Origin of the sequence: Pseudomonas sp. AN3A02, assembly GCF_011765255.1 — a bacterium.
GTDB lineage: Bacteria > Pseudomonadota > Gammaproteobacteria > Pseudomonadales > Pseudomonadaceae > Aquipseudomonas.
The window spans coordinates 1-19823 of the sequence record NZ_JAARNI010000020.1; the positions used below are offsets into that span (position 1 = coordinate 1).

Consider the following 19823-nt stretch of genomic DNA (forward strand, 5'->3'; position numbering starts at 1 on the left):
GGCACTCCGAGCCTAGGCGAGGAGCCGAGTGGTGGGGCAAGAGCGTTTTGCTTACTTTTGCGCTGTTCAAAAGTGAGCCGCCGTAAGGGCGGAACCCATAGCAGCCGTTACCACAGCAACGGATATGTACCCAACCCCGACGCGCTAAATCGACAACCCCTTAAAGTGCTCCTGCAAAAACTCAACACACGCCCGCAACTTCCCGGAGTACGCCAACCGCGTCGGGTACACCGCCCACACGTTGGCGCTCTGGGTGTAATCGTGCAGCACCTGGACCAGTTTCCCTTGTTCCAGCAGCGGCTTCACATCCCACATCGAACGCAGCAACACCCCACGCCCATCAAGTGCCCATTGCAAAACAATTTCGCCATTGTTGGACGACAACGGCCCTCGCACACGCACGCTGTCCTGCACGCCATCACGCTCCAGGTGCCAGATACCAAACGCGTTGTCGCGCTCCTTGAGCACCAGGCAATCGTGCTGTTCCAGATCATCCAAGTGCTGCGGCGTGCCACGGCGTTCGAGGTAGGCGGGCGCCGCACACAGCACCCGGCGGTTGCTCACCAGCCGGCGGCCGATGTGTTGGCCGGGAATGTCATCGCCCACGCGGATCTCCAGGTCGAAACCCTCGCTGACGATATCCACCACCCGGTCGAACAGGTCCAGGCGGATTTCCAGGTCCGGGTACTGTTCGGCCAGCAACGACAGGGCCGGCGCCACATGGTTGCGGCCGAAGCCAAAGCTGCTGCACAAGTGCAGATGGCCTCGGGGGCTGTCGTGGGCGTCGGAAAGCTCGTCGGACAGCTGCTGGAAATCCTCGAGAATACGCACGGCCCAGCGCTGCACCCGTTCACCGTCCTCGGTCAGGGCAATGCGGCGGCTGGTGCGGTGCAGCAGACGGGTGGCGAGGGTGGTTTCGAGAATCTGGATACGCTTGCTGACATAGGCCGGGGATAACCCCAACTCATCGGCAGCCGCAGCAAAGCCGGCCTTGCGGATCACGGTCAGGAATACCCGCAGGTCTTCAGGTAGAGGCACGGTATCTTTCTTGTTAGTCATCAGAAGCAGGCGTGGCGGCATGAACCGCCAGAATAGCACCGGTGTGGCTAGGGAGCTTCTGTGGTGAGGGAGCTTGCTGTGGCGAGGGAGCTTGCTCCCGCTGGAGTGCGTAGCGCTCCCAAAGATCTTGGGGCCGCTACGCAGCCCAGCGGGAGCAAGCTCCCTCGCCACAGGGTATTGGTGTTTAAGTTACTCGGCGGCGATCTTCGCCTGTGCGGCGGCCCGCGCATGGCGGCCATGCTTGAGGGCGATGGGGGCCATTTTCTCGCGGTCCAGTTCACCTTCCCAGGCGGCCACCACCAGCGCGGCCACAGCGTTGCCGATGATATTGGTCAGCGAACGGCACTCGGCCATGAAGCGGTCGACGCCCAGGATCAGCACCATCGCCGCCACCGGCACCGTGGGCACCACCGCGAGGCTCGCGGCCAGCGCGACAAAACCTGCACCCACCACCGCACCCGCGCCTTTGGAGGTGAGCATCGCCACCGCCAGCAGGGTCAGTTGTTGCTCCAGTGACAGGTCGATATTGGTCGCCTGGGCCAGGAACAGCACCGCCAGGGTCATATAGATGTTGGTGCCATCCAGGTTGAAGGTGTAGCCAGTGGGCACCACGATCCCCACCACGCCTTTGGACGCGCCGAGGCTTTCGAGTTTCTGGATCAGTTGCGGCAGGGCCGATTCGGATGAACTGGTGCCCAGCACGATCAACAGCTCGGCTTTGATGTAGGTCAGAAGCTTGAAGATGCTGAACCCCACATACCGGGCAATGCTGCCCAGCACCACGGCGACGAAGAAAAACGCGGTGACGTAGAACGTGCCCACCAGTTTCAACAGCGGCAGCAGCGAGCCCAGGCCGTATTTACCGATGGTGAAGGCGATGGCCCCGAACGCACCGATTGGTGCGACGCGGCTGATCATGCCGACGATACGGAAGAACACTTCGCTGGCCTGGTTGATCACGCCCACCAGGGGCCGGCCCTTCTCGCCGATCATCACCAGCCCGAGGCCAAACAGCACCGACACAAACAGTACCGGCAGGATTTCGCCTTTGGAGAAAGCATCGAAGAAGGTCGTCGGGATCACATGCATCAGAAACCCGGTGACGCCTTCGCCGTGTTCGGCCTGGCCGACAAAACCGGCGATGGCCGAGGTGTCGAGGGTCTTCACGTCGATGTTGAAACCCACGCCGGGGTGCAGCAGGTGCGCGGCGAGGATGCCGATCACCAGGGCAATGCTGGAGACGATCTCGAAGTACAGCAGCGCCTTGCCGCCCACGCGGCCCACCTGCTTCACGTCGTGCATGCTGGTGATGCCGGAGACCACCGTGCAGAAGATGATCGGGCCGATGATCATCTTGATCAGCTTGATAAAACCGTCGCCCAAGGGCTTGAGGTCGATGCCCACCTGGGGCCAGTGGTTGCCGATCAACACGCCCAGCACAATGGCGATGATCACTTGCACATACAGGGTTCCCAGCAGTTTTCTGATTGTCATTTTTATTATCTCGAGACGTTTTTTGGGCAAGCCGCTCCCGTCGCAGCTGTTTCAAGCCTGCGGGGCGGGAGCGGTCAGATCAGCGGTGCATAAAGGCTCAGCGAAGGAAGGTCAGGACTTCGCCGAGCAACAGCTCAGGGACTTCTTCAGCGATATAGTGGCCGGCCGGCAGGGCCTTGCCACTTACGTCGATAGCGACTTTCTGCCATTCCTTGAGGGGTTCGAAGCAGCGGCCGACGGTACCTTCGGCGCCCCACATCACCAGCAACGGCAGTTCCAGGTGATTGCCTTTGTCGATATCGGCGCGGTCGTGCTCAAGGTCGATGCCGGCAGCGGCGCGGTAGTCTTCGCAGATGCCGGTGGCGGTGCCGGGCAGTTTCAGGCAGCGCAGGTATTCGGCGAAGGCTTCGTCGGTGAACGGCTTGAGCCCGGCACTGCGGCTGCCCATGACGCTGCGCAGGTACAGCTCAGGGTTACCTTCGATCAGGCTCTCGGGCAGCGGCGCCGGGCGGATCAGGAAGAACCAGTGCCAGTAGGCGCGGGCGAAGGTTTCGTCGGTCTGGGCGTACATGGACAGGGTCGGTGCGATGTCCAGCAGCACCATGCGCTGCACGGCCTTTGGGTGGTCCAGTGCCAGGCGATGGGCGACACGGGCGCCACGGTCGTGGGCCAATACCGAGAACTCATCGAAGCCCAGGGCCTTCATCAATTCGACGCCGTCGCGGGCCATTTCGCGTTTGGAGTAGTGGGTGTGGTGGTCATTGGCGGCGGGCTTGCTGCTGTCGCCGTAACCGCGCAGGTCGGCGGCGACCACGGTGAAGTGTTCGGCCAGTTGCTCGGCGACCTTGTGCCAGATGACATGGGTCTGCGGGTGCCCGTGCAGCAGGAGCAGGCCGGGACCCGTGCCGCCTTTGCGGTAGCAGATGTCCACACCGTTGACGTGGCGCTGGTCTTTTTGGAATCCGGCGAACATGGAATGACTCCTTGTGATGATTGCCTGCATCCTGAAATCACACGGCGCCGGGGGCAAGGGGGAAAACGTGGAGGGGTTGTTCATGAAGTGTGTTGAAGCCGGCTTTCTGGTTCTGGTCAGGCTTTTGCTGAGGTCAGGTTTACCTGTGGCGAGGGGGCTTGTCCCCCGTTGGAGTGCGAAGCGCTCCCGTTTTTTTTGGGGCTGCTGCGCAGCCCAACGGGGGACAAGCCCCCTCGCCACAGGGGTTATGCAAGGCTCTAGCCCTGTTTGAACATCGCCTCGGCACGCTGGCGAACCTGCGCCTCGGTCAAATCCTCCTTGCGCGTGGCCAAAAACCACACATGCCCGAACGGGTCTTTCAACGTCCCGGAGCGGTCACCGTAAAACTGATCCTTGGGTTCTGAGATCGCCGTGCCGCCAGCCTTGATCGCCTGGGCGAACTGTTGGTCGACGTCCTGCACATACAGATGCAGGCACACGCTGGGATGTTCTTTTCCCGGGCTGCCGAACGACATCTCGCCACAGGGCGAGGCCATCATGATCGCCGAATCGCCAATGCGCAGTTCGGCATGGCCGATCTTGCCGTCGGGCATGTCCAGGCGCATGACTTCGGTGGCGCCGAAGGCTTTCTTGTAGAACTCGATGGCTTCAGCGGCTTTTTCGATACCCAGGTACGGCGTGATGCTGTGATAGCCCTCGGGAATGGGTTTAACGCTCATATCGTTCTCCTTGGTTGTGGTTATGGAGGGACGGCCCTTTCACTATAGGCCACGTGTGCCGTGGCCTGCGGGCAGCCGACGAGGTGTTGGCCAGGCAACAGCAAACCGGCAGTTTGCTGCACCATGGGCGGTTTGCTACGGCCACGGCGGGTGCAAACCCTTGTGTTTGAGGGCCTGGCGCCTCAGGCACAGAAGCTGCAATAGCTCAGGTCAATCATTCGCCCGAGAGCGTTGTATGTCTGTACTGCCTGTATCTGCCGATTACCCGATTCACACGCCCCACGCCGAGCTGATCCGCGACGAGGCCCAGGCCCTGACCGTTGCTCATCGGGTCGCCGCCGTGTTACTGGAACAAGACGCCGAACGCGACCGTACCCGCCAGGTGCCCGCGGAAGTCGTCGACCTGTATTCCAACAGCGGCCTGTGGGGCATCAGCGTGCCCCGTGAGTTTGGCGGCGCCCAGGTGTCCTACGCGGTGCTTGCCCAGGTGATAGCGATCATCTCGGCAGCCGACCCTTCGCTGGGGCAGATCCCGCAGAACCATTACTGCCTGCTGGAAGACATCCGCCTGCAAGGTACGCCCGAGCAGCAGGCGTACTTTTTTCGCCTGGCGCTGGAAGGGCATCGGTTTGCCAATGCACTTTCGGAAACTGGCGGCAAGAACGTCCAGGACATCCAGGCGACCATCCGCCGGCAAGGCGACGGCTATGTGATCAACGGTCGCAAGGGTTATTGCACCGGTTCGCTGTACGCCCACTGGCTCGCGGTGCTGGCGCTGGATGAACAGCAAAATGCGCAGTTGGCATTCGTGCCCCGTGGTACTGAAGGCTTGGTGGTGGTCGACGACTGGGACAGCATGGGTCAGCGCACCACGTCCAGCGGCACGGTGCTGGCCGATGACTTGAAGGTGCCGGCTTTCAATCTGTTTCCTACCCATCGCTCCTACGATTCGCCGACCCTGGCCGGACCTTTCGCCCAATTGACCACCGCCGCGATAGACGCCGGCATCGCCCGTGCCGCGCTGCGTGACACGGTGCAGTTCGTCCAGCAATTCGCCCGCCCGTGGATCGATGCCGGGGTGGAAAAGGCCAGTGAAGATCCGCTGACCATCATTCAGGTTGGCGCGCTGGATATTCGCCTCGAAGCGGCGGAAGCCTTGCTGGAGCGCGCCGGCAAAGCCCTCGACGCCGCACGCCCGGCACCCGACGAAGATAACGTTGCCCATGCCTCCCTGGCTGTCGCCCGGGCCAAGGTGCTGACCACCGAAATCGCCATAGAAGCCAGCAACAAGCTCTTCGAACTCGGCGGCACCCGTTCCACCTTGAAGAAGCACAACTTCGACCGCCACTGGCGCAACGCCCGGGTGCACACCCTGCATGACCCGGTGCGCTGGAAGTACCACGTGGTGGGCAACTGGTTACTCAACGGTGCCAAGCCACCGCGTCACGACTGGTCCTGAACCATGGCCGAGCTGTTTAAAAACATCTACTGGGCCGACATCGGCCAGGCCTGCCTGGAAACCCTGAGCATGCTCACTGCGGCCCTGGGTTTTACCGTGCTGCTGGGGTTGCCGCTGGGGGTGGTGTTGTTCCTCACCGGCAAGCGCCAGTTGCACGAAACCCTGGTGGTGTATCGGGCGCTTTCGGTGGTGGTGAACGTGTTGCGTTCGCTGCCGTTCATCATCCTGCTGATCGTGCTGATCCCGGTGACCACCTTGCTGGTGGGCACCTCGCTGGGCGTGCCCGGCACTATCCCGCCGTTGGTGGTGGGCTGTACGCCGTTCTTCGCGCGGCTGGTGGAAACCGCCTTGCGTGAAGTCGACCGTGGCGTGGTGGAAGCCACCCAATCCATGGGCGCCAGCACCTGGCAGGTGATCCGCCACACGCTGTTGCCGGAAGCCCGGGGAGGGCTGTTGGCGGCGGTCACCGTCACCGCGATTGTGCTGGTGGACTACACCGCGATGGCCGGGGTGATCGGTGGCGGTGGCCTGGGCGACTTGGCGATTCGCTATGGCTATCAGCGTTTCCAGACCGACGTGATGGTGGTCACCGTGTTGCTGCTGTTGGTGCTGGTGCAGGCCCTGCAAATGACCGGGGACCGTTTGGTGGCGCGTTACAGCCGCCGTTGATTCCTATAACTAATGCCTTCGGAGCAACCATGAAAAAATCCCTGGCCATCTTGGCCGCTGTCTTGTCCTTCAACGCCTTTGCCAACGAGACGCTGGTCGTCGGCGCCACGCCCGTGCCTCACGCCGAGATCCTCGAGTTCGTAAAACCCGTGCTGGCCAAGGAAGGCGTGGACCTGCAAATCAAGGTCTTCACCGATTTCATCCAGCCCAACCAGCAACTGGCACTGAAGAACATCGACGCCAACTACTACCAGTACCGGCCGTTCCTGGATGACTACAACAAGACTCGGCATACCAATCTGGTGCCGGTGGTTGGCGTGCACATCGAGCCGTTTGGTGCCTATTCGACCAAGATCAAAAACATTGCCGAGTTGAAAGACGGCGCGACGGTGTCGATCCCCAACGACCCGGTCAATACCGGCCGCGCTTTGGTGCTGCTGGATGAAGCCGGCCTGATCAAACTCAAGGACCCGAGCAATACCTTGGCCACCCCGCGGGACATCGTCGAAAACCCCAAGCACCTGAAAATTCGTGAGTTGGAGGGGGCGTTGCTGGCCCGCTCCGTGAGCCAGGTGGACCTGGCGTTCGTGTTCGCCAACTACGCCCTGGAAGCGGGGATCGACACCAACAGCGCGTTGATCGTCGAGAAGGGCAAGAGCCTGTACGTCGAGTACCTGGTAGCGCGCCCGGACAACATCAACGACCCGGGCATCCAGAAGCTGGCCAAGGCGTTGAACTCCGATGAAGTGCGCCAGTTCATCCTGACCCGTTATAAAGGACAGATTGCTCCGGGCTTCTAAGCTCAATGGAGATCAAATGTGGGAGCGGGCTTGCTCGCGAAGGCGATGGATCAGCCAACTTATTGAGTGACTGACACTCCGCATTCGCGAGCAAGCCCGCTCCCACATTGATTGGGTTTCCATATCAGGGATTTACGCTGGGCTCCAACAGCTGAGCGCCGGGCCCGCGCTCACCGAGTACGTCATCCTGATTGCGCAACGGGCATGCCTCCAGTGACAAACACCCGCAACCAATGCAGCCACTGAGTTTGTCCCGCAGCAGCATCAGTTTGTCGATGCGCTGGTCCAGGTCCTCACGCCACAGCGCAGACAGGCGCTCCCAATCGGCAGCGTTGGGCGTGCGGCCATCGGGCAGGGTTTGCAGTGCCTCATGGATCGTCGCCAAAGGGATGCCCAAACGCTGGGCAATCTTGATTACCACCACCCGGCGCAACACGTCCCGCGAGTAGCGCCTTTGATTGCCGGCGTTGCGGCTGCTCTTGATCAAACCCTTGGTTTCGTAGAAGTGCAGGGCGGTGACGGCCACGCCGCTGCGAGCCGCCAATTGGCCGACGGTGAGTTCTTTGGTGACCATGAAATAGCCCTTGACCTTGACTTAACTAGAGGTTTTACCCTGCGTGGCATCGAATCGCAAGATTGTGCCTACAGTGAGAGGGGAATGTTCATGCAGCTATTAGAGAAGAGTCTGAGTTTTACCCAGATGGTCGAGTTCCAGATCGAACCTCAGCAGCAATCCGCGTTGGTAGCGGCCCTGTCAGCCCAAAGCGAGCGCCTGGCCCAGGGCCATGGCGGCTTTATCAATGCCAGCGTGCAGGTCAGCGATGATGGACGCCGGGTGCTCAGCTACTTGCAATGGCGCTCCCGCGAGGACGGTGAGGCGGCCTTTAAGTGTTTTGAGCACGGTGAGGAAGATTTCTGGACGCTGATACGCGCCCATCTGGCCACGGCGGTGACCTTTGGTTCGTTTCAGGTGCTGCGCAGTATCGAGCGCAGCCATGACAACGCTTTGCACTGCCGCCTAAATTGACAGGTGCAACATGCGCTCGCCCTGCACGTTTTCGCCGGGGCGGCGCTTGTTCACTGCCAGCTCGCCGATCTTGATCAAGCGGGTACGCGTCACGTTGCGGCTCAGGCCCAGCAAGTTGGCGGTGTGCACCTGGTTGTAGTGGCTGAAGCGGTAGGCGGCGCGTAGCAGCGCATCCTCGACCTTTTCGTGCAAGGCTCCGGCCTGTTCCTCGAAGAGTTTTTGAAAGGCGCGTTCCAGCAGGGCTTCAGCGCTGTTGTCGATGCCGTGCTGGCTGTCGTCCTGACGCTCGATGCGCATGTTCGACAGACGCAGGTCGTCGCGTTCGATCACGCCGTTGCGGCAGATCAGCAGGGTGTGATGAATCACGTTTTCCAGCTCGCGGATATTGCCCGGCCAGCTGTAGCTTTTGAGTTTCTGCTCGGCCTCGCGGCTGATGGTGATCGGGCCGTAACCCAGGCGCTGGCTGTAGGCTTCGATAAAGTGTCGGGTCAGTGGCAGGATATCGCCAGGCCGATCCCGCAATGGGCTGAGTTCGAGGCTGACCACGTCGAGGCGGTAGTACAGGTCTTCGCGGAAATGCCCGGCGTTGATGGCCTTTTCCAACTGAACGTTGGTGGCCGCCAATACCCGCACGTCGATGGGAATGCTTTTGCGTGAGCCCAGGCGCACCACTTCGCGCTCCTGGAGCACTCGCAGCAGCTTGACCTGAATTGCCATCGGCAAATCACCGATTTCATCGAGGAACAAGGTGCCGCCATCGGCCTCCTCGAACCAGCCGGCCTTGGCGCCGAGGGCGCCGGTGAAGGCGCCTTTTTCATGGCCGAACAGCTCGGCTTCCACCAGGGATTCGGAAAACGCGCCGCAGTTTACCGCCACGAACGGTCGGTTGCGCCGGGCGCTGAGATTGTGGATATGGCGCGCCACCAACTCTTTACCGGTGCCGGTTTCGCCGATGATCAGCACGCTGGCTTCGCTGGGCGCGACTTGCTGGATGTGCGCCAGCAGCGCCTGGGATTTCGGGTCTTCGAAGACCTGGGCCGTGGCGCGGATCGAGGTCGCAAGAGCGGGCGAGGGCGGTAGGGTTAAAAGCTGCATGGGCACCTCTTCTAGGAGTAGAACGTGGGAATCGGCAGGGACTGGTTCAACGCCCAGTCCCCCAGTTCGTGGAGTTTGTAGTCCACCGGGTCGTGCAAGGTTTGCGTGCGCAGGTTGCGCCAGTGCCGGTCCAGGCGCAGGGAGGCGTGGGTGGAACGCGCGCCGGTGACTTCGAACAGGCGGCTGCACAGCTCCAGGCCGTTGCGTGTGGCGGCGACCTTGGCCGTGGCGATGGCAATGGCCAGTTCGCCGCGCTCGCTTTCGCTGAGGCTCGGGCCCTTGGCCCAGGCCTGGTCCAGCAGTTCGGCGGCACGCTTTACCAGCAGGCGCACGCCTTCAAGGGCGACCCAGAATTCGCCGTAGTGGTTGAGCACGTACGGGTCCTGTCGAATGTCCTGTACCGTGGATTTATGCCAGGGCCGGGTTTCGGTCAGGGTGTAATTTCTTGCTTCTTCGAAAGCGCCTTCGGCGATGCCGAGGAACATGTGGGTGAAGGTCAACTGGGCGATCAGCGGGCGCAGGCAGGCAAAGGGTGTGCTCAGCGGGCCGGGATCGAGGAGCAATTCCGACTCCTCCACGCGTACCCGTTCGAAGCTGGCGCTGCCGCTGTCGGTCTGGCGCTGGCCAATGTTGTTCCAGTCATTGTGCAAAGTGATGCCGCTGCGCCCGCTGGGGATGGCCGCGATCAGCAGCTTGCCGCCGGCGCTTTCATCCACCGCCGAGGCGATCAGCATTTCCGAGTCGCTGGCGCCTGAGCAGAAGCTTTTCTTGCCGGAAAACTCGCGCCAGCCGCCGAAGGCTTTGACCACCGTGCGCGTGTCCAGCGGGTTGAGGGCGTTGCCCCAGAACCAGTTTTTGCGCGCGGTCTGTTCGAACCAGGGTTGCCATTGCTCCGGGCGGGAGAACAGCCGCACGGTGGCGAGCATCAGGTGATGAAAGCCGAAAACGTGGGCGATGGAACTGTCGACTTTGGCGAACTCGCGAACGATCTCCAGGGTCTCGCTCCACCGGGCGCCGAGGCCGCCGTATTGGGTGGGAATGCTCAGGGCCAGCAAGCCGCTTTGGCGCAGGGCGTCACGTTCGGTCTTGGGTGTGCCGCCGCGCTCGTCGCGTTCGACCGCAGTAAGGGCGAATTCGGCGGCCAGCAGTTTGGCGGTCTGCAAGGGGGAGGGCAGGACGCTGTTGGGTTTGGCTGTCACGCGGGATTCCTCATGGTGTGCCGGGGCGTACCCCGGCAGACGGCAAGTCAGGCCTTGGCTTTTGCCGGCAGGACATCGTTGGCAATCATTTCGCCGAACGGTCCGGTGAGGTTGGTGACGCCGCGCCCGGCCAGGCTCGCGTAGGGTTCCGGCAGCAGCGGGAACACCAGTTCGGCAAAGCGATACGCCTCTTCCAGGTGCGGGTAGCCGGAGAAGATGAAGCTTTCGATGCCCAGGTCCGCGTATTCCTTGATCCGCTCGGCGACTTGCTGGGGGTTGCCCACCAAGGCCGTGCCCGCGCCACCACGCACCAGGCCGACGCCAGCCCACAGGTTAGGGGCGATCTCCAGGTTGTCGCGGCGCCCGTCGTGCAGCGCAGCCATGCGCCGCTGGCCTTCGGAGTCAAAGCGCGAGAAGGATTTTTGCGCGGCGGCGATGGTTTCGTCGCTGATGTGTTCGATGAGTTTGGCGGCGGCGTTCCAGGCGTCTTCCTCGGTTTCGCGCACGATCACATGCAGGCGAATCCCGAATTTGACGGTGCGCCCGTGGCGGGCGGCGCGCTCACGCACGTCGGCGAGTTTTTCCGCGACGGCGGCCGGTGGTTCACCCCAGGTCAGGTACACGTCGACTTGTTCGGCGGCGAGGTCGTGGGCGGCGTCGGAGGAACCGCCGAAGTACAACGGTGGATACGGCTTCTGCACCGGTGGGTAAAGTGCCTTGGCGTTCTGCACACGCAGGTGTTTGCCCTCGAAGTCCACGGATTCGCCCTGCAACACGCGGCGCCAGATCTTGAGGAATTCGTCGGTCACTTCGTAGCGTTCGCTGTGATCGAGGAAGCTGCCGTCGCCGCGGTTTTCGTCGGGGTCACCGCCGGTCACCACGTTGATCAACAGGCGGCCATTGGACAGGCGGTCTAGGGTGGCGGCCATGCGTGCGGAGACGGTCGGCGAGATGATCCCCGGGCGAATCGCTACCAGGTAGCGCAGGCGTTCGGTCAGCGGCACCAGCGCCGAGGCGATCACCCAAGAGTCTTCGCAGGAGCGGCCGGTGGGGATCAGCACGCCGTGGTAGCCGAGGTTGTCTGCGGCTTGGGCGACTTGTTTCAAATAGTTGAGGGTGACCGGGCGAGCGCCTTGGGTGGTGCCCAGGTAATGGCCGTCACCGTGTGTAGGCAGAAACCAGAAAACATCCATGACAAATCCTTAAGCGATTTTCAGCAGAGAGGTGGGATGCGCGGCAAACAACGGCGCGGCGCGTTCTGCAGCAAGGCGAATGCGGGCCTTCAAGGGCTCACTGGTTATTTGGTAGTCGGTGAAGTCGGCCTCAGTGGCGTACACGCCAATCGGCAAAGTCAGGGCCTGGAAGAAACTGAACAGCGGGCGCAACTGGTGATCGAGTACCAGCGCGTGGCGTTCACTGCCGCCGGTGGCCGCGAGTAACACCGGGGTGTTGATCAGGGCGTTGAGGTCGACCAGGTCGAACAGGTGCTTGAGCAGGCCTGGGTAGGAACCGCGATACACCGGGGCGGCGACGATCAGCAAGTCGGCCTGTTCGATGGCGTGCAGTTGCGCCTCGACGTCGGCGGGCAGTTCCTGGCGTGACAGTGCGCCGCCCAGTGGCCGGGCAATGTCGCCCAGTTCAATCAGGGTGGTCTGGATCGGCAATTGATTGGCCAGTTCGGCCAGCACGGCCTGGGTCAACACCAGGGTGCGGGACGGGCGCCAGGTTCCGCCGGAGAGGGCAACGACATTCAGTGGACGGGTCATCAACAGTTCCTTTTTCAACAGTGGCTCAGGGCAAGAGCAGTAGCAGGGCTTGAGCAAGAGCTGTACCAAGCTGCGCAGGCCTTGACTGGTGGGGGTTGTGGGCCAGGTGTTGGAAAATGACGGTGTTGTCTGCCTGGTGTTTTGTTGAATGACTGTTGCCTGAGCAACAGTTGCCAGGCGAACAGTGGCGTGAGCGTTGAAGCCATTTATAGAGGGTTGTGTTTATTCCGTAAATGAACGTATTTCCATATTTATAGATCTGCATGGAATATAAGACTGGCTATCACAGGTGTTGCAAGGGTTGATAGCGACTATCACGGCTGATGATTTTTCACCGTGCAGGGGCGGGAGTAGCCTGTGCTCATTGACTTCAACCCGTTTCGCAGGACCTTCGCCATGAACCGTTTTCTCGCCATTTCCGTATTGCTTGTCACCTCAGTCCTTGCCGGTTGCGCGACACATTCGTCGCCTGAACTGCGGGCCTACTCGGCGGAAGAGAGCAAGGGGCTGGCGCTGGAAGCCCTGAGCCGTCGAGGCCTGTCGTTTGATGAATACCAACAGAAGAAAGCCGAACTGACCGGCCAGCCACAGAAAACCTTTGGTTTCGACCGTCAGGGTGAAATGAATGCCGAGCGCGGCATGACGCTGCACGGTCGCCCCAGCTGAGTCAGTGGCGAGGTCTGAAAAAGCCCGAGGTTTCCCACAGGAACCTCGGGCTTTTTGTTTGCCATCCGTTTCCCGGAGCCTGTTAAGCTGAATTTCAGGAGCGTTCCTACGCACTTTTAAATAAAGTGGTCTTTCTTTAACGGCACGGAATCAGGTAAACCATCTTCCTTCCTGATCGCTGCCCCTGAGACGTTGTTCTCGGGAACATGCTCTGCGAGTCTTTAACGTCATGAATAAACGTCCGCTGTATTTCGACTACGCCGCCACCACGCCGGTGGATGAGCGGGTCATCCAGGTGATGGTCGAGTGCCTGGGCTTCAACGCCAATTTCGGTAACCCTGCGTCCAGTTCCCATGCGTTCGGCCAACAGGCCCGGCAAACGGTTGAGCAGGCGCGGGGCCAAGTGGCCGAACTGGTTGGCGGGGAGCCGGCACAGATCGTCTGGACCTCCGGTGCCACGGAGTCCAACAACCTCGCCATCAAGGGCGTCGCCCAGGCGCGGGGCGTGGCCGGTGGGCATATCATCACCAGCCAGATTGAACACAAGGCCACGCTCGACACCGCCCGCCAACTGCAGGAAGCCGGGGTTGCGGTGACGTACCTGGTGCCGGACGCCGAGGGTTTGATCAGCGTCGAGGCGGTGAGCGAAGCGTTGCGTGAGGACACCTTCCTGGTGTCGCTGATGCTGGTGAACAACGAGCTGGGCACCCTCAACGATATCCAGGCGATTGGCGCGCGAGTGCGTGAACACGGTGCGTTATTTCATGTGGATGCGGCGCAGGGCGCCGGTAAGGTCGCGATTGACCTGGCTGAGTGGCCGGTGGACCTGATGTCATTTTCCGCCCACAAACTCTATGGCCCCAAGGGCATCGGCGCGCTGTACGTCGGCCCACGTGCGCAGCAGAAAGTGCTGGCGCAGATTCACGGCGGTGGCCATGAAGGCGGCTTGCGTTCCGGAACCCTGGCGACTCACCAGATCGCCGGCATGGGCACGGCGTTCGCCCTGGCGGCAGCGTCCTTTGCTGAAGAAAAGGCGACCATTGTTGCCCTGCGCGAGCGCCTGCTGGAACAGCTGAATACGATTGCCGGGGTGCGCCTCAATGGCAGTCTTACCCAACGTATTCCCCATACCTTGAGCCTGACGTTCAGCGAGGGCGAATTCAATTCCGCCGCGTTGAGCGCGGGCATTGCCTTCTCGGCCACTTCGGCCTGCAATTCGGCAAGCAATGCACCGTCCCATGTGCTTCTTGCGCTGGGCCATGATGCTCGCAGCGCAGGTCGCACCATACGCTTGAGCCTCGGGCGGTTTACCACCGAGCAGGACATCGATCAGGCGGTTCAGTTGATCAAGGCCGCACTGGCCAGCGCACCGGCTTTCTGGGCCGTTTGACCCCATAACAATTATTAGTGGTTAGCAGGAGACACGATGAGCACACAGCCTTTGACCCATGGAACGGTTCCCCAGCGCCTGGCGCACACCCGCGAACTGATGAGCCGCGAGGGTATTAATGCCCTGTTGGTGCCGTCGGCCGACCCGCATTTGTCCGAATACCTGCCGGGTTACTGGCAGGGCCGTCAGTGGTTGTCGGGGTTTCATGGGTCGGTGGGCACGTTGATTGTCACCGCTGATTTCGCCGGTGTGTGGGCCGACAGTCGTTATTGGGAACAGGCGACCAAGGAACTCAAAGGCAGTGGTATCGAGTTGGTCAAGCTGCAACCCGGCCAGCCCGGGCCGCTGGAATGGCTGGCGGAACAGACGCCGGAAGGCGGTGTGGTGGCCGTGGATGGCGCGGTCATGGCCGTTGCATCGGCACGTACCTTGGGCAGCAAGCTGGAGGCACGTGGTGCACGCTTGCGTACGGACATCGACCTGTTGAATGAAGTCTGGCAAGACCGTCCGACCTTGCCGAACCAGCCGATCTATCAGCATTTGCCGCCGCAGGCCACCGTGAGCCGTGGCGAAAAACTCGCCGCCTTGCGTTCCAGCCTGCAGGAGAAAGGCGCCGACTGGCATTTCATCGCGACCCTGGACGACATTGCCTGGCTGTTTAACCTGCGCGGCGGCGACGTTTCGTTCAACCCGGTGTTTGTATCCTTTGCCTTGATCGGCCAGCAGCAGGCGACGTTGTTTGTGGCCTTGAGCAAGGTCGACGCCGAGCTTCGCGCCGTGCTGGAACAGGATGGCGTGACCCTGCGGGATTACAGCGAAGTTGCGGCGGCTTTGAAGGATATTCCTTCGGGCACCAGTGTGCAGGTCGACCCGGCACGGGTGACCGCTGGCTTGCTGGAAAACCTCGGCAGTGGCGTGACGCTGATCGAAGGCCTGAACCCTACCACCTTGGCCAAGTCGCGCAAAAGCCTGGCGGACGCCGAGCATATTCGTCAGGCCATGGAGCAGGATGGTGCGGCCCTGTGCGAATTCTTCGCCTGGCTCGACAGCGCGTTGGGTCGCGAACGCATCACCGAGCTGACCATTGATGAACACCTGACCGCGGCCCGTACCCGTCGTCCGGGTTATGTGTCGTTGAGCTTCAATACGATTGCCGCGTTCAACGCCAACGGTGCGATGCCGCACTATCACGCGACTGAAGAAGAGCACGCGCTGATCGAAGGCGATGGTTTGCTGCTGATCGACTCGGGTGGCCAGTACCTGGGCGGCACGACCGATATCACGCGGATGGTGCCTATCGGCACGCCAAGCGAAGAGCAGAAGCGCGATTGCACGCGTGTGCTCAAGGGTGTGATCGCGTTGTCCCGCGCGCATTTCCCCAAGGGGATTCTTTCGCCGCTGCTGGACTCCATCGCCCGCGCTCCGATCTGGGCTGAAGGCGTGGACTACGGCCACGGTACCGGCCATGGCGTAGGTTATTTCCTAAATGTGCATGAAGGTCCGCAGGTGATCGCCTACCAAGCCGTCGCTGCGCCGCAAACGGCGATGCAGGCGGGCATGATTACGTCCATCGAACCGGGCACTTACCGTCCGGGCCGTTGGGGCGTGCGCATCGAGAACCTGGTGTTGAACCGTGAAGCGGGCAAGACCGAGTTTGGCGAGTTCCTCAAGTTCGAGACACTCACCCTGTGCCCGATCGATACCCGTTGCCTGGAGCCGTCGCTGCTGACGGTGGAAGAGCGCCAGTGGTTCAACGACTACCATGCGCAAGTGCGCGAGCGCCTGAGTCCGCTGCTCAGTGGCGCTGCGCTGGAGTGGTTGCAGGTGCGTACAGCAGCGATCTAGCTCAGCGCTTCACGCACAAAGTCCAGGCGATCCTGGCCGAAGAACAACTGGTTGCCGACAAACAGACTGGGAGCACCGAATACGCCACGTTGGATGGCGTGTTCGGTGTTGTCCTTGAGGGCGGCCTTGACCTCGTCGTCATTGCTCAGTGCCAGCACTTCTTCGGGATCAAAGCCATGTTCGGTCAGAACTGCGGCTACCACGGACAGGTCTCCCAAGTGACGGCCCTCTACCCAAAGCGCGCGAAACAGGCAGTCGATAAAATCGAGAAAGCGCTCGGGCTGGTGCATCTGAATGCCGGTGACTGCACGCATCAGCAGCAAGGTGTTGATGGGAAAGTGCGGATTGAACTTGAGCGGGACGTTGTAGCGCTGGGCATAGCGCGCCAGGTCCTGGAACATGTAGCGGCCTTTGGCGGGAACGGTGGCCGGTGACGCATTGCCGGTGGCCTTGAACACGCCGCCCAGCAGCATTGGTTTATAAATCAGATGGGCGCCGCTTGCCGCGCATAGAGCTGGAAGCTGGGTATAGGCCAAATAGGTGGCAGGGCTGCCGAGATCGAAGAAAAACTCCACGGTTTTACTCATGCTGTGTACTCGCTGTTTATTGTTATGAGGCGTGCTTACCAGGGTTCATTCCAAGGGCGCAGGTCCAGCTCGAAGGTCCAGGCGTCCCGCGGCTGGCTATGCAGGTACCAATAGTTATCGGCGATGTGCTCAGGGTTGAGAATGCCGTCCTGATCCTTGAGGGCGTACTTTTGCGGGAAGTTGTCGCGGATGAAGTCGGTGTCGATGGCGCCATCGACGACTACGTGGGCGACGTGGATATTTCGCGGGCCCAGTTCGCGGGCCATGCTTTGCGCCAGCGCGCGGATCCCGTGTTTGGCTCCAGCAAATGCAGCAAAGCCGGCGGCGCCACGCAGGCCGGCGGTGGCACCGGTAAACAGGATGGTCCCGCGATTACGGGTGACCATGCGCTTGGCTACTTCCCTGGCGTTGAGGAAGCCTGAGAAACAGGCCATCTCCCAAATCTTGAAGTACTTGCGGGCGGTTTCTTCCAGGATACTGCACGGTACGTTGGCGCCGATGTTGAAGACGAAGGCTTCGATGGGCCCCAACTCGGTTTCAATCTGTTCGATCAGGGCGATGACGTCCTCTTCCTTGCGGGCATCGCAGGCAAAGCCATGCGCTTCTCCACCTGCCGCGTGGATGCTTTCCACCAAGGGTTGCAGTTTATCGGCGCTGCGCCGGGTAACGCAGGCGACATAACCCTCACGGGCAAAGCGCTTGGCGATGGCGCCACCGGTAGCATCGCCGGCACCCACTACCAGTACGATTTTCTTGTTGTTCGTCATGGGAGATCCTTTGGTAAACGATCGTTAGCCAAACGAACGTTATGCTACGATCCGACATGCGTCAAGCTGCCAACAGAGAGGGAAGTGATGCGATATTCGGCCAGTCATAAGCAGGAAACCAGAGAGAAGCTGCTGGATAGCAGCGCGGCCTTGGCGAAGAAAGAAGGGTTTGCCAGTGTCGGGGTGGATGGCTTGATGAAAGCCATTGGCTTGAGTGGCGGCGCGTTTTATAGCCACTTCGCCTCGAAGGACGAGCTGTTCGGCTCGATTGTCGAACGTGAATTGAGCCATAGTCTTGAGCGCTTGAACGGCAATGGTATGCAGAGTCGGGAACGGCTGGATCGCTGTCTGAAGTTCTATTTGAGCATGGCCCATGTGGAGCAGTCGGAAGTGGGCTGCGCGTTGCCGAGCCTGGGAGCGGAGATTGCGCGGTCTGATGTGGCTGTACGGCAACAGGCGCAGGACTGGATTTGCCGATTGCAGGCGGGGTGGGCTGCAACGTTGGGCAGCGAGGACCTGGCGTGGTCGATCCTGTCGCAATGCATCGGTGCCCTGGTAGTGGCACGGATGATGGTCAGCCCACAGGTGCAGGCGCAGGTCCTGTCATCGAACTACGATGTACTCAGTCAACAGCTGGCGAAGCTATGAGAGCGTCGACAGCTACTTGCAGATGACAATCATGCTTCGGCTGGTGTAGCCGGCGGGGTTGAGGCCGAACGGGTAGTCGCCCGGGTCTTCGGCGTTGTCGCCTGACTTGGCGATGACCTTATAGCCTTTGGCTCCACATGAATTAGCTGCGCTGGCGTAGCACTTGTCCCAGGAGGAGGACAGTCCCGAGCAGTTGATATGCAGGCCCTTTTTCCCCCGTTTCACTTCGGTCTTGGTGGTCGCGGCGCAACCTGCAATCGCCACAATCATCAACAGCATCAAAATTCGCTTCATTCCTATCCTTAATAGCCGCCTCGCTTAACAGCACGAAGCTGGCTTTGCTCGCTCTCGACTGTAGCGTTCATGATGTCCTTATCTAAATTCTCCATGACTGACACTGGGTTACGGTCTAAACATGGCCTAATTGAGCGGCAAATGCCAGAGCTACGTCAAATCCTGAATTAATCTGCAGGAACGAGTGGCTTTGATTCGTTACGCATGGTCAGGGTTGCGCCAACGGAGGCTAGGATGATGCAGGTGATCGCCAGCCACTGCGCCAGGGACAAGTGTTCTTGAAGGAAAAACAGGCCGGACAGTGCGCCGAACGCGGGCTCGATACTCATCAAGGTTCCGAATGTGCGGGCGGGCAGGCGAGTCAGGGCGACCATCTCCAGGGTGTAGGGCAGGGCGGTGGATAAAATGGCGACACCAATGGCAATCGGGATCAGGGAGGGAGTGAGTAATGCCGCGCCCGCGTGGACAATTCCGATCGGCGCGACAAATAGTGCGGCAATCATTACACCTAGGGCGGCGGTTTGTACGCCGTTGTCAGCGCCGGCCTTTTGGCCGAACAAAATATAGAGCGCCCAGCACACACCTGCGCCCAGTGCGTAAGCGGCGCCGGTCAGGTCAATGCCGTTGCTGGCTTCTCCCATGGGGATCAGCAGCAGAAGGCCAATGATGGCCAAGGCTATCCAGAGAAAGTCCACAGCACGCCGCGAAGCATAAATGGCGACGGCCAGTGGGCCGGTGAACTCCAGGGCTACTGCGATTCCCAGTGGAACGGTTCGCAGTGACATATAGAAGAGGAAGTTCATCCCGCCCAAGGCCATTCCGTAGACGACCACGGTCTGGAGGGACTTGGCTGTGAGCTTGGCGCGCCAGGGACGTAATAGAAGCAGCATGATCACGCTGGCGAAAATCAAGCGCAGGGTGGTGGTGCCTTGGGCGCCTACAATGGGGAACATGCTTTTGGCGAGTGATGCGCCTGATTGAATGGAGGCCATGGCAATGAGCAGCAGGCCGACCGGAAACAATGTCGAGGCCAGGCTACGGGGGGAAGTGGTCATTGAGGGTGTTCGTCCAAGGTCATATTTGAAGTAGCAGAAGTGACTATGATGCTTAACTGTTCAGCGATGAGCAATATATTGCTCAGCTTGCCCAGTATTCCTCTATATATAGGTGGATTCTGTGATCGTCGGGATGGATTGATAGAAAAGCTAAATTAAGGGTTGACGGCAGATTCTGGAAGTCTATAATTCGCCCCACTTCCGGCGCAGCCGAAACGGAAAACTCCTTGGTAAACAAAGAGTTATGTAGGTTTCGACAGCGAGCTGCTTCAGATTATCGAAGCCCAGAAGGAGTTAGTAAGGCGGTGTTG

21 protein-coding genes are annotated in these 19823 nt (G+C 60.7%); 8 read left to right on the forward strand and 13 right to left on the reverse strand.

The features are described 5' to 3' along the window. Positions 1-144: 144 nt before the first annotated feature. From HBJ59_RS31155 to HBJ59_RS31170, 4 genes are all read right to left on the reverse strand, one after another. On the reverse strand, positions 145-1059 hold the full coding sequence (locus HBJ59_RS31155) for a LysR substrate-binding domain-containing protein (protein WP_218586025.1): 915 nt from the start codon (positions 1057-1059) through the stop codon (positions 145-147). Positions 1060-1248: 189 nt separating this feature from the next. Next, a complete protein-coding gene (gene dctA / locus HBJ59_RS31160; protein WP_076016640.1) occupies positions 1249-2553 on the reverse strand; it encodes a C4-dicarboxylate transporter DctA in 1305 nt (434 codons plus the stop codon). Positions 2554-2650: 97 nt separating this feature from the next. Further along, entirely contained in the window at positions 2651-3526 is an 876-nt protein-coding gene (locus HBJ59_RS31165; protein ID WP_167665777.1) for an alpha/beta fold hydrolase, read from the reverse strand. Between the two features lie 257 nt (positions 3527-3783). Next, positions 3784-4245 (reverse strand): VOC family protein, encoded by a 462-nt coding sequence (locus HBJ59_RS31170; RefSeq protein ID WP_167665778.1) that lies wholly within the window; start codon positions 4243-4245, stop codon positions 3784-3786. A 235-nt stretch (positions 4246-4480) separates the two neighbouring features. On the opposite strand from HBJ59_RS31170, the gene HBJ59_RS31175 reads away from it, so the two are divergent. The 3 genes from HBJ59_RS31175 to HBJ59_RS31185 are packed head-to-tail and all read left to right on the forward strand — an operon-like array spanning position 4481 to position 7173. Then, on the forward strand, positions 4481-5704 hold the full coding sequence (locus tag HBJ59_RS31175; protein WP_167665779.1) for an SfnB family sulfur acquisition oxidoreductase: 1224 nt from the start codon (positions 4481-4483) through the stop codon (positions 5702-5704). A gap of 3 nt (positions 5705-5707) precedes the next feature. Continuing rightward, positions 5708-6373, forward strand: coding sequence for a methionine ABC transporter permease (locus HBJ59_RS31180; RefSeq protein WP_167665780.1), 666 nt, complete (start codon positions 5708-5710; stop codon positions 6371-6373). Between the two features lie 29 nt (positions 6374-6402). Then, positions 6403-7173 (forward strand): MetQ/NlpA family ABC transporter substrate-binding protein, encoded by a 771-nt coding sequence (locus tag HBJ59_RS31185; protein ID WP_076016645.1) that lies wholly within the window; start codon positions 6403-6405, stop codon positions 7171-7173. Positions 7174-7297: 124 nt separating this feature from the next. Here HBJ59_RS31185 and soxR read toward each other — a convergent pair whose 3' ends face one another. Continuing rightward, on the reverse strand, positions 7298-7747 hold the full coding sequence (gene soxR, locus HBJ59_RS31190; RefSeq protein WP_076016646.1) for a redox-sensitive transcriptional activator SoxR: 450 nt from the start codon (positions 7745-7747) through the stop codon (positions 7298-7300). Between the two features lie 90 nt (positions 7748-7837). Between soxR and HBJ59_RS31195 the strand changes: the two genes are divergently transcribed. Then, the gene (locus HBJ59_RS31195; RefSeq protein ID WP_167665781.1) at positions 7838-8200 is read left to right on the forward strand and encodes an antibiotic biosynthesis monooxygenase; all 363 of its coding nucleotides are present in this window, start codon (positions 7838-7840) and stop codon (positions 8198-8200) included. Here the strand turns inward: HBJ59_RS31195 and HBJ59_RS31200 are convergent. The 4 genes from HBJ59_RS31200 to msuE are packed head-to-tail and all read right to left on the reverse strand — an operon-like array spanning position 8192 to position 12260. Further along, on the reverse strand, positions 8192-9295 hold the full coding sequence (locus HBJ59_RS31200) for a sigma-54-dependent Fis family transcriptional regulator (RefSeq protein WP_076016647.1): 1104 nt from the start codon (positions 9293-9295) through the stop codon (positions 8192-8194). The two genes, HBJ59_RS31195 and HBJ59_RS31200, sit on opposite strands and share 9 nt — an antisense overlap. A gap of 11 nt (positions 9296-9306) precedes the next feature. Then, positions 9307-10494: an acyl-CoA dehydrogenase family protein gene (locus HBJ59_RS31205; RefSeq protein WP_167665782.1), complete on the reverse strand. Its 1188-nt coding sequence runs from the start codon at positions 10492-10494 to the stop codon at positions 9307-9309. A 47-nt stretch (positions 10495-10541) separates the two neighbouring features. Continuing rightward, a complete protein-coding gene (gene ssuD / locus HBJ59_RS31210; protein ID WP_076016649.1) occupies positions 10542-11687 on the reverse strand; it encodes an FMNH2-dependent alkanesulfonate monooxygenase in 1146 nt (381 codons plus the stop codon). A 9-nt stretch (positions 11688-11696) separates the two neighbouring features. Then, a complete protein-coding gene (msuE, locus tag HBJ59_RS31215) occupies positions 11697-12260 on the reverse strand; it encodes an FMN reductase (RefSeq protein WP_017476818.1) in 564 nt (187 codons plus the stop codon). A gap of 396 nt (positions 12261-12656) precedes the next feature. Here msuE and HBJ59_RS31220 point away from each other — a divergent pair, with 396 nt between their 5' ends. The 3 genes from HBJ59_RS31220 to HBJ59_RS31230 all read left to right on the forward strand — a co-directional run bounded on the left by HBJ59_RS31220 (position 12657) and on the right by HBJ59_RS31230 (position 16161). Continuing rightward, a complete protein-coding gene (locus HBJ59_RS31220) occupies positions 12657-12926 on the forward strand; it encodes a DUF547 domain-containing protein (RefSeq protein ID WP_167665783.1) in 270 nt (89 codons plus the stop codon). 229 nt (positions 12927-13155) lie between these two features. Further along, complete coding sequence (locus HBJ59_RS31225) at positions 13156-14316, forward strand: cysteine desulfurase family protein (RefSeq protein WP_167665784.1); 1161 nt, start codon at positions 13156-13158, stop codon at positions 14314-14316. Between the two features lie 36 nt (positions 14317-14352). Continuing rightward, the gene (locus HBJ59_RS31230; RefSeq protein WP_167665785.1) at positions 14353-16161 is read left to right on the forward strand and encodes an aminopeptidase P family protein; all 1809 of its coding nucleotides are present in this window, start codon (positions 14353-14355) and stop codon (positions 16159-16161) included. Here HBJ59_RS31230 and HBJ59_RS31235 read toward each other — a convergent pair. Together HBJ59_RS31235 and HBJ59_RS31240 are read right to left on the reverse strand one after the other, a co-directional pair. Further along, a complete protein-coding gene (locus tag HBJ59_RS31235) occupies positions 16158-16748 on the reverse strand; it encodes a 2-hydroxychromene-2-carboxylate isomerase (protein ID WP_167665786.1) in 591 nt (196 codons plus the stop codon). The genes HBJ59_RS31230 and HBJ59_RS31235 overlap by 4 nt on opposite strands. 35 nt (positions 16749-16783) lie before the next feature. Continuing rightward, positions 16784-17515, reverse strand: a complete 732-nt coding sequence (locus HBJ59_RS31240) for an SDR family oxidoreductase (RefSeq protein WP_167665787.1) — start codon at positions 17513-17515, stop codon at positions 16784-16786. 87 nt (positions 17516-17602) lie between these two features. On the opposite strand from HBJ59_RS31240, the gene HBJ59_RS31245 reads away from it, so the two are divergent. Then, entirely contained in the window at positions 17603-18163 is a 561-nt protein-coding gene (locus HBJ59_RS31245; RefSeq protein WP_076016656.1) for a TetR/AcrR family transcriptional regulator, read from the forward strand. A 12-nt stretch (positions 18164-18175) separates the two neighbouring features. Here the strand turns inward: HBJ59_RS31245 and HBJ59_RS31250 are convergent, their stop codons facing one another. Further along, the gene (locus HBJ59_RS31250; protein WP_076016657.1) at positions 18176-18457 is read right to left on the reverse strand and encodes a hypothetical protein; all 282 of its coding nucleotides are present in this window, start codon (positions 18455-18457) and stop codon (positions 18176-18178) included. Between the two features lie 167 nt (positions 18458-18624). After that, positions 18625-19512 carry a threonine/homoserine exporter RhtA gene (gene rhtA, locus HBJ59_RS31255; protein WP_167665788.1) on the reverse strand — a complete coding sequence of 296 codons (888 nt, stop codon included), beginning with the start codon at positions 19510-19512 and terminating at the stop codon, positions 18625-18627. Positions 19513-19823: the final 311 nt, after the last annotated feature.

Bases quoted from the DNA above. Each gene is read 5' to 3' on its own strand.
- HBJ59_RS31155 (WP_218586025.1), bottom strand. From the start codon at position 1,059: ATGACTAACAAGAAAGATACCGTGCCTCTACCTGAAGACCTGCGGGTA.
- dctA (WP_076016640.1), bottom strand. From the start codon at position 2,553: ATGACAATCAGAAAACTGCTGGGAACCCTGTATGTGCAAGTGATCATC.
- HBJ59_RS31165 (WP_167665777.1), bottom strand. From the start codon at position 3,526: ATGTTCGCCGGATTCCAAAAAGACCAGCGCCACGTCAACGGTGTGGAC.
- HBJ59_RS31170 (WP_167665778.1), bottom strand. From the start codon at position 4,245: ATGAGCGTTAAACCCATTCCCGAGGGCTATCACAGCATCACGCCGTAC.
- HBJ59_RS31175 (WP_167665779.1), top strand. From the start codon at position 4,481: ATGTCTGTACTGCCTGTATCTGCCGATTACCCGATTCACACGCCCCAC.
- HBJ59_RS31180 (WP_167665780.1), top strand. From the start codon at position 5,708: ATGGCCGAGCTGTTTAAAAACATCTACTGGGCCGACATCGGCCAGGCC.
- HBJ59_RS31185 (WP_076016645.1), top strand. From the start codon at position 6,403: ATGAAAAAATCCCTGGCCATCTTGGCCGCTGTCTTGTCCTTCAACGCC.
- soxR (WP_076016646.1), bottom strand. From the start codon at position 7,747: ATGGTCACCAAAGAACTCACCGTCGGCCAATTGGCGGCTCGCAGCGGC.
- HBJ59_RS31195 (WP_167665781.1), top strand. From the start codon at position 7,838: ATGCAGCTATTAGAGAAGAGTCTGAGTTTTACCCAGATGGTCGAGTTC.
- HBJ59_RS31200 (WP_076016647.1), bottom strand. From the start codon at position 9,295: ATGCAGCTTTTAACCCTACCGCCCTCGCCCGCTCTTGCGACCTCGATC.
- ssuD (WP_076016649.1), bottom strand. From the start codon at position 11,687: ATGGATGTTTTCTGGTTTCTGCCTACACACGGTGACGGCCATTACCTG.
- msuE (WP_017476818.1), bottom strand. From the start codon at position 12,260: ATGACCCGTCCACTGAATGTCGTTGCCCTCTCCGGCGGAACCTGGCGC.
- HBJ59_RS31220 (WP_167665783.1), top strand. From the start codon at position 12,657: ATGAACCGTTTTCTCGCCATTTCCGTATTGCTTGTCACCTCAGTCCTT.
- HBJ59_RS31225 (WP_167665784.1), top strand. From the start codon at position 13,156: ATGAATAAACGTCCGCTGTATTTCGACTACGCCGCCACCACGCCGGTG.
- HBJ59_RS31230 (WP_167665785.1), top strand. From the start codon at position 14,353: ATGAGCACACAGCCTTTGACCCATGGAACGGTTCCCCAGCGCCTGGCG.
- HBJ59_RS31235 (WP_167665786.1), bottom strand. From the start codon at position 16,748: ATGAGTAAAACCGTGGAGTTTTTCTTCGATCTCGGCAGCCCTGCCACC.
- HBJ59_RS31240 (WP_167665787.1), bottom strand. From the start codon at position 17,515: ATGACGAACAACAAGAAAATCGTACTGGTAGTGGGTGCCGGCGATGCT.
- HBJ59_RS31245 (WP_076016656.1), top strand. From the start codon at position 17,603: ATGCGATATTCGGCCAGTCATAAGCAGGAAACCAGAGAGAAGCTGCTG.
- HBJ59_RS31250 (WP_076016657.1), bottom strand. From the start codon at position 18,457: ATGAAGCGAATTTTGATGCTGTTGATGATTGTGGCGATTGCAGGTTGC.
- rhtA (WP_167665788.1), bottom strand. From the start codon at position 19,512: ATGACCACTTCCCCCCGTAGCCTGGCCTCGACATTGTTTCCGGTCGGC.